At 55.4% G+C, this 13,351-nt stretch carries 12 protein-coding genes; 8 read left to right on the top strand and 4 right to left on the bottom strand.

Annotation, left to right across the window (positions count from 1 at the left end; genetic code table 11):
- Positions 1-292 precede the first annotated feature (292 nt).
- On the top strand, positions 293-1,810 hold the full coding sequence (locus WCO56_05325) for an O-antigen ligase family protein (GenBank protein MEI7728967.1): 1,518 nt from the start codon (positions 293-295) through the stop codon (positions 1,808-1,810).
- 51 nt (positions 1,811-1,861) lie between these two features.
- Here WCO56_05325 and WCO56_05320 read toward each other — a convergent pair whose 3' ends face one another.
- The gene (locus WCO56_05320; protein MEI7728966.1) at positions 1,862-2,590 is read right to left on the bottom strand and encodes a hypothetical protein; all 729 of its coding nucleotides are present in this window, start codon (positions 2,588-2,590) and stop codon (positions 1,862-1,864) included.
- A 25-nt stretch (positions 2,591-2,615) separates the two neighbouring features.
- Positions 2,616-3,665 (bottom strand): SGNH/GDSL hydrolase family protein, encoded by a 1,050-nt coding sequence (locus tag WCO56_05315; GenBank protein ID MEI7728965.1) that lies wholly within the window; start codon positions 3,663-3,665, stop codon positions 2,616-2,618.
- A 142-nt stretch (positions 3,666-3,807) separates the two neighbouring features.
- Here WCO56_05315 and WCO56_05310 point away from each other — a divergent pair, with 142 nt between their 5' ends.
- Entirely contained in the window at positions 3,808-5,148 is a 1,341-nt protein-coding gene (locus tag WCO56_05310; GenBank protein ID MEI7728964.1) for a Gfo/Idh/MocA family oxidoreductase, read from the top strand.
- A gap of 85 nt (positions 5,149-5,233) precedes the next feature.
- Here the strand turns inward: WCO56_05310 and WCO56_05305 are convergent, their stop codons facing one another.
- On the bottom strand, positions 5,234-6,115 hold the full coding sequence (locus WCO56_05305) for a TIM barrel protein (GenBank protein MEI7728963.1): 882 nt from the start codon (positions 6,113-6,115) through the stop codon (positions 5,234-5,236).
- Positions 6,116-6,275: 160 nt separating this feature from the next.
- On the opposite strand from WCO56_05305, the gene phoU reads away from it, so the two are divergent.
- Genes phoU through WCO56_05275 form a run of 6 tightly spaced genes read left to right on the top strand, consistent with a single transcriptional unit; the run spans position 6,276 to position 11,806 of the window.
- On the top strand, positions 6,276-7,442 hold the full coding sequence (gene phoU, locus WCO56_05300; GenBank protein MEI7728962.1) for a phosphate signaling complex protein PhoU: 1,167 nt from the start codon (positions 6,276-6,278) through the stop codon (positions 7,440-7,442).
- Positions 7,443-7,460: 18 nt separating this feature from the next.
- Complete coding sequence (locus WCO56_05295) at positions 7,461-8,360, top strand: phosphate ABC transporter substrate-binding protein (protein ID MEI7728961.1); 900 nt, start codon at positions 7,461-7,463, stop codon at positions 8,358-8,360.
- 23 nt (positions 8,361-8,383) lie between these two features.
- Complete coding sequence (gene pstC / locus WCO56_05290; protein ID MEI7728960.1) at positions 8,384-9,334, top strand: phosphate ABC transporter permease subunit PstC; 951 nt, start codon at positions 8,384-8,386, stop codon at positions 9,332-9,334.
- An 8-nt stretch (positions 9,335-9,342) separates the two neighbouring features.
- Positions 9,343-10,263 carry a phosphate ABC transporter permease PstA gene (pstA, locus tag WCO56_05285; GenBank protein MEI7728959.1) on the top strand — a complete coding sequence of 307 codons (921 nt, stop codon included), beginning with the start codon at positions 9,343-9,345 and terminating at the stop codon, positions 10,261-10,263.
- 5 nt (positions 10,264-10,268) lie between these two features.
- Positions 10,269-11,030 (top strand): ATP-binding cassette domain-containing protein, encoded by a 762-nt coding sequence (locus WCO56_05280; GenBank protein MEI7728958.1) that lies wholly within the window; start codon positions 10,269-10,271, stop codon positions 11,028-11,030.
- Positions 11,027-11,806, top strand: coding sequence for a phosphate ABC transporter ATP-binding protein (locus tag WCO56_05275; GenBank protein MEI7728957.1), 780 nt, complete (start codon positions 11,027-11,029; stop codon positions 11,804-11,806). The genes WCO56_05280 and WCO56_05275 overlap by 4 nt, the downstream gene beginning before the upstream one ends.
- 306 nt (positions 11,807-12,112) lie before the next feature.
- Here the strand turns inward: WCO56_05275 and WCO56_05270 are convergent, their stop codons facing one another.
- Complete coding sequence (locus tag WCO56_05270) at positions 12,113-13,210, bottom strand: bifunctional methionine sulfoxide reductase B/A protein (GenBank protein MEI7728956.1); 1,098 nt, start codon at positions 13,208-13,210, stop codon at positions 12,113-12,115.
- Positions 13,211-13,351 lie beyond the last annotated feature (141 nt).

The raw sequence follows: 13,351 nt of genomic DNA, 5'->3' as shown, positions 1-13,351 counted from the left end.
ACACCGATTGCGGGTACAGTGTTCAAACAAAAAATGATTTAACGAACGCTTGCGCTTTGGCGTTGCCACAGTACACTTTGGGTTGTCGTTTATGATAAAGTCGAATGAGTTGCCGGGTTGCTTGGCGCAACCACCGGTGATGGGTGTTTTTATGCCCATGCTGGCCGGTGGCAAACCGTGGCGCCAAGCCATAATCCCGTTGCTGGAGCCAGCGCCGCCCCGCCCTGAAGCAGGCCGGCGGAGCGCACGGGTATTGGTATTATCCACCCGGCGGCCGGTATTTTAAGGCGTCATGCTTGCTTCGTTCACTTTGCCCAAGCGCGTGCTAATCATCCTGGTGGTGATTAGTGTGTCGCTCGTGGTCGGCTATACTTTGGCCAATCCAGACTCCTATGGCAGCATTCTGCTGCTTTCCGGGCTCGTTGGCGTAATGGCGTTGCCGGTTATGATCCGTCATTATCATCCGTTGTTGGTGGTCAGCCTCTCCACGCCCGTCGTGTTTAATTTTTTGCCCGGCCAGTTAAACCTATGGATGGTCATGGCGATCTGCGGCGTGGTGATTACGTTCTTAAATCGTTCGCTGGTCAAATTGCCCACCTCTTTGCATGTGCCGGCCATCTCCTGGGCGTTGGTCTTTTTCATCATTGTAACGATGGTTACGTCACAGTTGACTGGCGGATTGGGTTTCCGGGTGACCGGAAGCGCGGTGATGGGGGGCAAACGATATTACTACGCGTTTGCGGCCGTATTCATCTATTTTGTGCTGGCCAGCAAAGCCATCCCAAAAGACAAGGCGCTTTTGTATATGTGCCTCTGGCTGGTGCCCGCCGCCGCTTCGTTTATCGCAAATATTGCGTACCTTTTGGGACCCTCATTCTACTGGGTGTTCTCCTTTCTCTCGGCCGATTCCATTGGTTTTCAAGTGGCGGCGGAGCAAAATGTGGCAGGCGGCATTGTGCGTTGGAGCGGGATCATGGCCTTCGGGGTAAATAGTATCTTTCTGCTCCTGGTTTTCTGTGGAATTGAAGGGGTGCTGGATATCAAGAAACCCTGGCGCCTGATGTTGTTCCTCCTCGCCCTGGGGCTCTCGCTTACCGGCGGATTTCGCGGCACGCTGGTCTTTCTGACGCTGATTCTAAGCATTTTATTTTTCATTGGCGGGTTGCACCGGAAAGCTGTTTTTCCCATGTTAATTTTAACCCTGACCGTCGGGGCGATTTTTATCGTTCCCAACGCCACCAAATTGCCGCTGGCCATGCAACGAACTTTGACGGTGGTCCCGGGCTTGGAGGTGCTCCCGGAGGCGAAGTGGGACGCTGAGGATTCCAAAGACTGGCGGTTGAACATGTGGAAATTATTATGGCCACAAGTGCCGCAATACATGATCATTGGCAAAGGTTTCGGGATTGACCCAACGGAACAATACCTGATGCAAGAGTCGGCGAAACGCGGTTTTGCCAGTGGCTACGAGATTTCGCTAGTCAACGGCGATTTTCATAATGGGCCGCTGTCCGTGCTCATTCCCCTCGGAATATTTGGTGCCTTCACCTTCCTTTGGTTCAGTGGCGCCTCCCTGTGGATGCTATACCGGAACTTTAAGTATGGCGATCCGGACATCAAAAACATCAACGCGTTTTTGTTCGCCTTTTTTCTCAGCAAATTCGTCTTCTTTCTGACCATCTTTGGGTCGCTGACCGGGGATTTGATTGTGTTTGCCTCAGTGGCTGGTTTGGGCACCAGCCTGAATAGTGGCGTGGCCTCCAAACCAACTCTGCCCGCGTATAACCCTGCTCCCACCAGTTTGGTTTAACGGCTTGGCCGGCCCGCTATTTCAAGCGGGGCGGTTGGGGTTCGTTCGCCGCTATTTCCCGGTTCCCGGAGTAAAAACTGAATCGTCAAAATCGTCGGATAGTTTCAGAATTTCCATCTGGCCGGTCACCCGGGCCTGGCTGTCGCGCAACACGATTCTGGACGGATAGAGCACGTCCTTAAACCTGGTGTGCGCCACGAATTCACGACTTTCCACGCCGGCCTTCCCCAAGGTCACCTCCACGCGTTCGAGCGCGGTCTGCTGATCAAAATAATGGCGGACGACCGCGCCTTGGGCGTTATGGGATTCAAACAGGTAATGGGGACGATGGTCGTAGGCCGCCAGGCCTTGGTATTTCAACCAGTTTCTTTCGTTCAAAAAACGACGCACTAAATCCTGCTGGCCCACGCCTTCGGTTTGCAACCGGACAAGTTGTGTTTTGACGGCCTCCGGCGCGGGCTTCGCCACCCCGTTTTCCACGAGTACGGCTTGGGTGCCGTCCCAAATCTGGCTGGGGGTCGCCGGGGGATCGCTGTCCAGGCGGAGTTTGTCTTTGGTTTGGTAGCAGACCATCTGCGCCTGGTTGGTGCCACGCACCAGGCTGATGACCGTCTTTAAACGGGTGGTTTTTAGAATATTCCCCACGCCGCCATAAGCATCCAGAATGGCATCCGCCACCTTCCTGGCCTGCGGGTTTTTATAGTAATCGTTGGCGCACACCTCCGCCGCCTGGATCCCGAGTAACATCCAAGCCAATACGATGGCTGGAATCGTTTTCATGCGGCTGCCGGTGCCCATCTGCGTTTCACGGTTGGGCTTTGAATACCTCAGCACACAGGTAATCGCCGAGTTTGCGCGCGTATTCCGCTTGGGTGCGCGCGCTGGGATGATCGCTGTGCGGCACATTGCGGCTACCCGCCGCAGAAAGGTTTACGGAAATATCCACGGTGTGAATCTGGGCCATCGCACACGCCCGGAGTACCACCCCGTTGTCGTGGCCGGGCGTGATGCCCGCGACCACAAATTTGATGCCTTGTTTTTTGCATTCGGCAGCGAATTGTTTCAGCAGGGCCACGCTGACCCACTGGCTATGCACCCAGCGGTCCTCCCACTGGCAGTAACGATCTTCAAAAACGTTGATTAGCGCGGAACGCCCTTGCCCTGGCCAGGGCTGATATTCCTGCGGCGTCAGGAAAATATCCACCGCCCCCGCCTTGTTCAGCCGTGCCCATGGTTGCGTGGTTGGCCCCAGCGTGCTGTAAATCGCCACCTCCTTGCAACGCTGACGCAACAACGTATTGCATTCATCGTCGAAATAGGCGTAGTCCACCACCACGCAAGCCGGCTTGGGCATTTGCGGAAGAAATTCACGAAATTGCAGGAGCGAATGCAGCGTACCATAACCGTTGATACCAAAATTGTGGACTTCATACCCGGCCAAGCGCTGCTGTAACTGCCAGGGCATCGTCTCCGCGTCATTCAGCGACCAGCCATAGACGTACGATCCCCCCATCACCCAGATGGCCGGGCGATTCACCAATGGCCAATCCGCCGGGTGGGTGGCGCGCAGCGTATTGGTCAAATGGGTCACCGCGAAGGAATGTCCACTGGGCAAGTTGACGGTAAACTTTCCGGGTAGATGGGTATAACCAAGCTTGGGATGCGTCCGGAAAAGCTGGCTGCCGGGCTCGACGGAGATTTTAGCGGGAAAGGCCTGATATGGCTGGCGCCCCATCAACCGGGCCACCACTTCCATCGCCCCCAGAAAAACCAAGGCCAACCCAACCAATAACACCACCGTCGCCAACTGGCGTTTGCGGCGCTGGTACCGTAGGTCATTTTTTGTGTTTGCCATTATCCTCGGACAGTATGGCGGAGGGAACGGATGAAGGGAAGTTAATTTTGAACCGGCGCCAAGTGGCGCTTTGAAACACTTGACCGCTTCGGATTAACCACTAAACTCTTGGAGAACGCACACAATGAATGAACGCAAGATTATGAACGAGACCATCAATCGCCGCAGTTTTCTTAAACAAACCGCGCTGGCTGGAGTTGCGGTCAGTGCCAGCGCGCTGCTGGGCGCACCGGCCATCGTTTCCCGGCGCAACCCCAACGACCTCATTCGGGTCGCCGTTGCGGGCACCACCAGCCGGGGCTTGGCGCACCTCGAGTGCCTGACCAGCATCCCCGGCGTGGAGGTTTCCCATATCTGCGACGTGGATGAGCGGGCGATTGCCGTCGGGATCAAGACCACGTTAAAAAAGCAACGGCAGGAACCCAAAGGCGTCAAAGACATTCGCCAAGCGCTGGAAGATAAATCGCTGGACGCCATCACCATCGCCACGCCGGATCACTGGCACGCGCCGATGGCCATCATGGGTTTGGCCGCCGGCAAACATGTCTATGTGGAAAAACCGTGCGGACACAATCCGTATGAAGGGGAACTGCTCGTCCGCGCGGTGGAGAAGTATAAAGGCGTGCTGCAAATGGGCAACCAACGCCGGTCTTTCCCAAACATCCAGCAAGTGATACAGGAGATTCATAATGGACTGATTGGCAAAGCCTATTTCGCCCGGGCCTGGTACATGAACAAGCGCCCCTCCATCGGGAACGGCAAAGTGGAACCGGTGCCCGCCTGGCTGGATTATGAACTGTGGCAAGGTCCGGCCCCACGGCGTCCGTATCGCAGTAACTTGGTTCACTACAACTGGCATTGGTTTTGGCATTGGGGCACGGGGGAAGCCTTGAACAATGGCACGCACGAGGTGGATGTCTGCCGTTGGGCGTTGGGCGTGGATTGGCCCACGCGCGTCAGTTCCAACGGTGGTCGTTATCATTATCAGGATGATTGGGAAACCCCGGACACCCAAACGATTGCCTGGGATTATGCCGCCGGCAAAACCATCTCGTGGGAAGGCCGGAGTTGCAATGATTATCCCATCGAAAAACTTTCGCGCGGCGTGCTGATCTACGGCACGGAAGGCACGGCCCTGCTGGACAGCAATAATTACACGGTCTTTGACAAGAAAAAGAAGATTGTCAAAGAAGCCAAAGAGCAAGTGGCCAACGATGGCACCAACGTCCTTAGCGCCACCGGCATGGAGTTGGACAAAATGCACTTTGTCAACTTCATCGAGGCCATCCGCGATGGCAAACCACTGAATTCCCCGATTGCCGAGGCGCATAAGAGCGTGGGGATGCTGCACGTGGGCAACATGGCTTTGCGCGTTGGCCGCACGCTGAATTGTGACGCCACCAACGGCCACGTAGTCGGCGACCCCGAGGCCATGAAACTCTGGCGCCGCGAATACGAACCCGGCTGGGAACCGGTGGTGTAAACGGGGCGGGTGGCCGAACCACCACGAGAGAATACCATTCCGGGCCGGTGGTCGCCAGCCTCCGAGCGGTGTGGGGCGCGGCGGCTCAGCCGACCTTGACCTCGCCGATCAATTTTCCCAGGCGTTGGCCGTATTCCACGAAGCTGGTATAGGTGACGTCATCGGAGGCCTTGCTGTTGGCATCGTGAAATACCACAGCCAAGTGCGGCTCAATGGAGACGCCTGCCCGGTAACCGCGTTGAAACGCGTCCTTGAGAATCGGACGCACGTAACCCTGCCCTTCGCCCGGCCAATTGTAGTCGGCATCATTTTTCGCCGGGTTCCAAGTGGCATCCTTGATGTGGATATGCGCCACGTGATCGCGTACCTGGGTCCAGAATTCCCAGGCATCCTGGCGCGGCCAGGGTTGTGGCTTGACGCGGTCGGGATTGAAGACGGGGTTGGCGGTATCAAAGACCCACTTGAGCCCTGGCACCTTGTCCAGTAATTCCAGCGCGTGCCTGGCACTCATGCCACCATAATTCATGCAGTTCTCATGCACCGGTTGGAGGCCGGCATCGAGAAACATTTTAGTGACCTCGCGCACCCGGTCGAATACCACCGGCGGAATCTGCGTTTCCGTATCCTTGGGCTTGAAACTCATGATGCGCACGAATTTGGTGTTGAGGCGCTGCATGCGGGGGATGGCGCGGCGGACCTCGGCGAGGGTGACGTCGAACGGCGTTTCGACGGTTTTCGCCCAGTTCATGATGGTGGAGCCGAAACAATAGACGGAGATGCCAGCGCCTTGCAGCTTGTTGACGGTGTGATCGAAGGCCGCCTCCGGCAGGTCATGAAAGTTCGCCTTGGGAAAGCCGGGAACTTCGACGCCCCGCATTTCAATATGTTTCCAGCCCAGCGCGGTGGTGGCCTTGATTTGCAGATCGAGGTTTGCGCCCGCTTCATCGCCAATGCCCATCAGTATCATAAATATGCTCCGGTTAAATGTTGGCTGATGGTGCGCAGAAACGGGAACCAACGTCAATCACGCGATGCAATTCAATAATGTTGCACGATTGTAACAATTTCGCCATTTATTCGTCATCCGGCCTTGCAAAAATGAAATGGGTTTGAAATCATTTTGTCTAATGAATGTAACAAATGACAGGCCATTGCATGGCATGCCGGCGGGCGCCGAACTCGCCACGCCGCACTTGGAAGCCTCGCTGCAACGCGAGGTGAACCGGCTGCGTGAGCGGCTCAAGGAAATGAGCCAGCTAGGGGAACGGGCGTTGGACACCGCCGTGCAAGCCTTGGTTACACGGAACAACCAGCTCGCGTATTCAGTCATCCTGCGCGACCAGTATATTGACGAACTGGAAAAGGAGATAGACCGCCTCTGCCTGGAATTTCTGGTGCGCCAGCAACCCGTGGCCTCCCTGCTGCGATTTGCGTATGCGGCGATCAAAATCAATCTCGAACTCGAACGGGTGGGCGATTACGCGGAGAGCGTTGCCCGGCAAACGCTTAAACTGCTGGCCCTGGACATCACGGTGCCGACCGAACGGTATGTGGAGATGGGGAACTTATCCGGCAAAATGTTGCATGATTCCATCACGGCCTTTGTGGATCAGAATGCAGAGCTGGCGCGGAAAACCATGGAAACCGAGGAACTGGTGGACAAGCTTAAGAGCAGCCTGAACCGGGACCTGGTGAACCTCTATCGCGAAGGGAAGCTGCCGTTTGAAGCGCTGAATCCGCTAATGATGATTGCCCGCCGTTTGGAACGAGTATCCGACCAAGCCAACAACGTCTGCGAAGAGGTTCTTTATCTTTGCACCGGCGAATATGCCAAGCATAAGGGAACCGATCAATTCCGGGTGCTGTTCGTCGAGGAAACCAATTCGTGCTACAGCCAGATGGCCGAGGCATTGGGCAACAGTCTGGCGAATGAAAAATTCATTTTCAGCAGCGCGGGATTGAAAACTGCGGCAATAGATCCGGTCGCCATCGAGTACATGAAGGAAAAAGGTGTGGATCTTTCCCGGCAGCAATCGAAAACGCTGGAACACATCCCCAATTTGGAACACTACCAAGTCGTGGTGGTCTTTGATCGGCAACTGACCCGGTCGCTGGGCGCGGTATCCCGAAAAACCCTGGTGTTCGATTGGCAGCCAGCCACCCCGGTCGCCGGAGAAACCGAGACGATAAAACGCGCCGCCTTGGAGAACGCCTATAAATATTTGGGTGTTCATATCCGGGACTTGATGCAAGCCATTCTGGGCAGCGAAATTGAATCCTCAAAAAACAGATAAAAAAATACAATAAATACTATGAACATAAAAATGACCACCACGCTGGGCACGGCCATCCTGGCCGCCGCGATCCTCTCTACTGGATGCAAAAAGAGTGAAAACTCGCAAACGCAGGTAACCATCCAGAACAAAGGCTCGGACACGATGGTGAACGTCGCCCAAGTCTGGGCCGAGGAGTACAAAAAAGTTGCCCCCGGAGTGAATGTCGAGGTTTCCGGCGGTGGTTCCGGCGTCGGGATTGCCGCGCTCGTGAAAGGCACGGTGGATATCGCCAACGCCAGCCGCAACATGAAGAAGGAGGAAATCGAACAGGCCAAGAAGAATACCGGCAAGGAACCGAAAGAGTTCATTGTGGGATATGACGCGCTGGCCATTTATGTGCATAAAGACAACCCCCTGAATGAAATCACCCAAGAGCAACTTGCGGCCATCTACGCTGAAAGTGGCAAGGTCACCAAATGGTCCGAATTGGGCGTCACGCTGCCGGGTGTTACGGATGACACCATTGTGCGGGTAAGCCGCCAATCCAGCTCCGGCACGTACGAATTTTTTCGGGAGCATGTGTTGAGCAAAAAGGACTTCAAATTGGGCTCGCGCGACATGAACGGCTCCAAGGAAGTCGTGGAGCTGGTGGCTAATACCAAGACGGCGATTGGCTACAGTGGCATGGGTTATGCCACAGCACATGTAAAGATGTTGAAGGTGGCAGCCAAAGCCGGCGAGCCATTTTTCCCGCCCACTATTGAAAATACCCTCAGCAAGAAGTACCCCATCGCCCGCTCGCTGCAAGTGTACACCTTGGGAGAGCCCACCGGCGAAGTGAAGAAGTACATTGATTGGACCCTGTCCGACGCAGGCCAGAAAGTGGTGGAGAAAAGCGGTTATGTGCCGCTCCCGGCTGACGCGCGCAAAAAGTAAGCCATTTTTATCCGCCACCGAAAATGCCTGAGCCTGAAATATCCAAACCGGCCGGTTACAGCTTCGCGGTTCGCGCCGCGCGGCGACCGGTCTGGGCGGTGTATGGTGAAAAAGTGCTGCAAGGGTTGATTTATCTTTGCGGCATCAGCGCCATCATTTTTGTGCTCAGCATTTTCGTGTTTGTTTTCAAAGAAGCCGCTCCCATTCTGGGCAGCAAGGATTTCAGCATCACGCAATTCCTCTTCAGCGACCAGTGGTATCCCACCTCGGAGGTCAACAAGCGTTATGGTGTACTGGCGATGATTGCCGGCACCTTCAGTGTCACGGTGCTGGCCATGGTCATTGCGGTTCCTTTCGGATTGGGAGCAGCCATTTACATCTCGGAATTCTGCGGGGCCAAACTCAGGGAAACATTGAAGATCATCATCGAACTCTTGGCCGCCATCCCCAGCGTGGTGTGGGGGTTCGTGGGGCTGACGGTGATGAGCCGATTGATCACACAATACACTGGGGCACCCGTAGGCGTGAACATCCTCAACGGCGGTATCATCCTGGCACTGATGAGCGTGCCCATTATCGTTTCCATTGGCGAAGATGCCCTTAAAGCCGTGCCGGACAGCTATCGTGAAGCCGGGTTGGCGCTGGGCGCTACCCGGTGGCAACTGATTTGGCGGGTCCTGTTGCCAGCCGCCAAGAACGGGCTCCTGGCGGCCGTGTTGCTGGGCGTGGGCCGCGGCGTGGGTGAAACCATGGCGGTGCTGATGGCTACCGGCCACGCGGTACATATCCCGCATAGTGTTTTGGATTCTGTGCGCACCTTGACGGCCAACATTGCCGCCGAGCTGGGGGAGGCGCCAGCCGGCTCAGACCACTATCGGGTACTGTTCATGACCGGCGTGCTGCTGTTCATGATGACCTTTGCGGTTAACCTGACGGCGGACCTGGTGGTGCGCGGGATCCGCAAGAAAGGCTGACCTTGCCCATGAGTACTGGACCACAACCCATTGAAAGCAGGTTCCGTTTTACGGAAACCGCGTTGGTGCGCAAAAAGAAGCGCACCGAAACGGTGGCCAAGTGGATTTTTTTCTGCATGGCCGCGTCCATGATCGTGCCGTTGCTGCTCATCATCGGCTACCTGGTGGTAAAAGCCGCGCCTTCCCTGAGTATCGGTTTTCTGCTCGATGTACCCAGCCGTGGCATGACGGATGGCGGTATCTGGCCGGCTTTGGTGGGCACCATTTACCTGGTCTTCATCTCCCTGGCCATTTCCACTCCCATCGGTGTCCTGGCGGCCATTTATCTGAATGAATATGCCAAAGACAACTGGTTCAACCGGATTATTAACCTGGCGGTCATCAATCTGGCGGGCGTTCCCAGCATCGTCCATGCGTTGTTCGGGTTGGGTGCCTTTGTCTATGCCGCCCGGTTTGGCTACTCGATTATCTCGGCAGCTCTGACGCTGGCTATCATGACGCTGCCGGTCATCATCGCCAGCACCCGGGAGGCGTTGTCCAGTGTGCCACGGAATTTTCGGGAAGCTTGTTGGAACGTTGGAGCGACCCCCTGGCAAACCATCCAAGCGGTAGTGCTGCCCAACTCGATTAGCGGCATCCTGACCGGCATTATTCTGCAAGTAAGCCGGGCCGCCGGCGAAACTGCCCCCATCATGTTCACCGGTGCGGTGTTCTTCAAAGCGGTGCAAAAAGGCGACTTGTTTCCGTATTACCTCAATGAACAATGCATGGCGCTCTCGATGCATCTCTATACCATTTCTACCCAGGTGCCAGGCGTCAAAGAGTCCATCCCTTACGCCACCGCAGTTGTGCTATTGGGCTCGGTTCTATTGGTGAACGCAGCGGCGATCGGTTTGCGCGTCTATATGCGCGCGCGCAAGAAATGGTAAACATCATGGCGCTTGATCTACATGTTGAAGTTCGCGACTTACGGCTCGCCTACGGGCCCAAGGAGGTCATTCATGGCATTTCCTTTGATATTTACCGCAATGAGATACTGGGGGTGATCGGACCGGCGCAGTCCGCCAAAACCTCCCTGCTGCGCTGCATCAATCGAACGATAGATTTCACCCCGGATGCCCGGGTTTCCGGAGTGCTCAAAGTGGATGGGGAAGATGTGCGCCAGATGGCCAATGTGTTTGAGCTGCGCCGCAAAATCGGCATGGTGGCCCCCTTACCGGTGGGTTTGCCGATGAGCATTTATGACAATGTGGCGTTTGCACCCCGCTGCGCGGGCATGACCAGGAAAAGCGAGCTGAACGTTATCGTGGAGCAATGCCTGCGACAAGCCGCGCTTTGGGAGGAAGTCAAGGACCGGCTCGACAGCCTCGGCACCAAACTCTCCGGCGGCCAGCAACAGCGGCTCACGATTGCCCGGGCGCTTTCGCATCAGCCGGCGATTCTTTGCCTGGACGAATTTTCCATCGCGATTGATCCGGTGACCACCATGCGCATCGAGGATGTGCTCAAGGAACTGCGCAAGCAGATGACCATCATCCTGGTGACCAACCTGACCCAGCAGGCCCGCCGCCTGGCGGACCGCACCCTATTCCTGTGGAACGGTGAAATTGTGGAATTGGATCAGAGCGATGTCATTTTCTCGGATCACCCGAAGAACCCCAAAACGTTCGAGTACGTCAACGGAATTTTTGGATGAGCACCCCCTCGGACAATTTCAGCATCACGACGCGCAACCTGAATCTCTGGTACGCCAAGTTTCAGGCGTTGATCAACATCAACGTGGATATCAAGCAGGGCTTGATCACGGCGTTGATCGGGCCTTCCGGTTGCGGCAAAACCACCCTGCTCCGCTGCTTCAACCGGGTGAACGAGCGCTATGGTTATGTCACTACGACCGGCGAAATCAAGCTCTTGGGCAAGAATATCTATGATTCCGATGTTTCGCTGATGGAATTGCGCAAATCAGCCGGAATGGTTTTTCAACGGCCCAATCCCTTGCCGATCAGCGTGTATGAAAACGTGGTGTTCGGACTGCGCATCCACTCCGAAGGCAGCGCGCTGAAAAAGGCGGCGCTGGACGAGACGGTCGAGAAAGCGCTTACCGAAGTCGGGCTGTGGAAGGATCTGAAAGACCGCCTGAATCAGCGGGCCACGTTCCTCCAGCTCGAACAGCAGCAAAAACTTTGCATCGCGCGACTGTTGCCACTCAAACCGGAAATCATCCTCATGGATGAGCCATGCTCCGCGCTGGATGTCAACGGCACCCGGGCCATTGAGGAATTAATGTTTGAATTGAAGGGGCGTTATACCATCGTCATCGTGACCCACAACATGGCGCAGGCCCGCCGGGCGAGCGATGAATGTATTTTCATGCTGATGGGTGAATTGATCGAGCACAGCCAGACCACGGATTTGTTCATCACCCCGAAAAATCCCAAGACGGCGGACTATATTGAAGGCCGTTACGGTTGAGTCGGGACCACTGCGGAAATGAACCACAGATAAACCCAAAGGGCACAGATCAGACCAAACACTGGTTCGGCTATCCGCAATGGACTGGTTTTCATCCGTGCTATTCGTGTAATCCGTGGTTGAAAATCCGGAATTGAACCACGGATCACACTGATAACACGGATAAGACCAAAATCCGAAATCCGCATTCACAGTCCGAGAAATGAACCACAGATAAACACAGAGGGACACAGATCATACCAAATACCGGTTTGGCATTTTGCAATCGACTGGTTTGGTTCCTCGTCCCTGTTCCCTCCCTACCCCTCACTCCCTCAACACATGGCAGTTGTAGCCGTTGGGATTCTTTTGGAGGTACGCTTGGTGATTCTCCTCCGCTGGATAAAACTCCGTCGCTTGGGTGATTTCCGTGACGAGGGGTCGTTTCCACTTCCCGGATTTAGTCACCTGATTTTTAACAGTTTCCGCAGTCTGTTTTTGCGTGTCGCCATGGTAAAAGATGGCTGAGCGGTATTGCGTTCCAATATCATTATGCTGCTGGTTCAACGTGGTTGGGTCATGCATTCGGAAGTAGTATCCCAGCAGTTGTTCAAACGTGAGCTTGGCAGGATCGAATACAATTTCCACTGCTTCCGCATGGCCGGTTTTGCCGGTGCATACCAGTTTGTAATGTGGATTGGGCACCGTGCCACCCGTGTAACCCACCGTCGTTTTGATTACGCCTGGGATTTTACGCAGGATTTCCTCCATTCCCCAAAAGCACCCGCCCGCCAGCGTCGCCACTTCACGATGGGTAGGGTTACTGGTTGCCGCGGTGGCAGTTTCAGTCGGCTTGATCAGGCCCGCTTTGACAAAGGGCTCCAATAACGCGCCATAGCCTTCCGCCGCCATGGCGGCCACCGGCACAAACCGGAGCGAGGCCGAATTAATGCAATAACGCAAGCCGGTGGGCTTTGGGCCATCGGGAAAAACATGGCCCAAGTGGGAATCCCCGGTTTTCGACCGTACTTCCGTGCGCGCCATGCCATGCGACTGGTCGGTTTTTTCCACCACCTCGGTGGTTTGAATGGGCCGGACGAAACTGGGCCAGCCACTGCCGGAATCAAACTTGTCCAGCGAACTGAACAACGGCACCCCGCTGATGATATCCACATAAATGCCCGGTTTATGGTTATCCCAGTAGGCGTTCTTAAAGGGCGGCTCGGTGCCACATTGCTGCGTGACGAAATATTGCAGCGGATCCAATTTTTGTTTGAGGTCGGTTGCCGGTTGCGGCTGATGTTTGTCCATAGCTGAGGAAGTATTGGTGGCAGTGGATGGTTCCGCAGCCGCGCCAGCGCCAAAAGCCAGCCAGCTCGCAACCATCACTAGCACCGGTTGCCATCCGGATATTGCTTTGCTCATCCACTTCATGGTCATAAGTTAGCAGCATCCGGCCCGGCGGGAAATGTATTTTTTGCATTGCCTTACCGCTTGATTTGTGCGAGCCTAGCTTCGGTTCGGGAATGTCTGCGGCCTGCCACGGCAATGTGGTAAGCGCGGTTT

It is taken from the genome of Verrucomicrobiota bacterium (genome assembly GCA_037139415.1).
In the GTDB taxonomy this organism is placed as follows: domain Bacteria; phylum Verrucomicrobiota; class Verrucomicrobiia; order Limisphaerales; family Fontisphaeraceae; genus JBAXGN01.
Note: the sequence above shows the minus strand (reverse complement) of the source record. Positions and strands in the feature narration are given on the sequence as shown.

What these genes read in the sequence shown, in the direction of transcription:
- WCO56_05295 (MEI7728961.1), top strand. Translation starts at nt 7,461, where the DNA reads ATGAACATAAAAATGACCACCACGCTGGGCACGGCCATCCTGGCCGCC.
- WCO56_05305 (MEI7728963.1), bottom strand. Translation starts at nt 6,115, where the DNA reads ATGATACTGATGGGCATTGGCGATGAAGCGGGCGCAAACCTCGATCTG.
- phoU (MEI7728962.1), top strand. Translation starts at nt 6,276, where the DNA reads ATGAATGTAACAAATGACAGGCCATTGCATGGCATGCCGGCGGGCGCC.
- pstA (MEI7728959.1), top strand. Translation starts at nt 9,343, where the DNA reads ATGAGTACTGGACCACAACCCATTGAAAGCAGGTTCCGTTTTACGGAA.
- WCO56_05320 (MEI7728966.1), bottom strand. Translation starts at nt 2,590, where the DNA reads ATGAAAACGATTCCAGCCATCGTATTGGCTTGGATGTTACTCGGGATC.
- pstC (MEI7728960.1), top strand. Translation starts at nt 8,384, where the DNA reads ATGCCTGAGCCTGAAATATCCAAACCGGCCGGTTACAGCTTCGCGGTT.
- WCO56_05280 (MEI7728958.1), top strand. Translation starts at nt 10,269, where the DNA reads ATGGCGCTTGATCTACATGTTGAAGTTCGCGACTTACGGCTCGCCTAC.
- WCO56_05325 (MEI7728967.1), top strand. Translation starts at nt 293, where the DNA reads ATGCTTGCTTCGTTCACTTTGCCCAAGCGCGTGCTAATCATCCTGGTG.
- WCO56_05310 (MEI7728964.1), top strand. Translation starts at nt 3,808, where the DNA reads ATGAACGAGACCATCAATCGCCGCAGTTTTCTTAAACAAACCGCGCTG.
- WCO56_05315 (MEI7728965.1), bottom strand. Translation starts at nt 3,665, where the DNA reads ATGGCAAACACAAAAAATGACCTACGGTACCAGCGCCGCAAACGCCAG.
- WCO56_05275 (MEI7728957.1), top strand. Translation starts at nt 11,027, where the DNA reads ATGAGCACCCCCTCGGACAATTTCAGCATCACGACGCGCAACCTGAAT.
- WCO56_05270 (MEI7728956.1), bottom strand. Translation starts at nt 13,210, where the DNA reads ATGAGCAAAGCAATATCCGGATGGCAACCGGTGCTAGTGATGGTTGCG.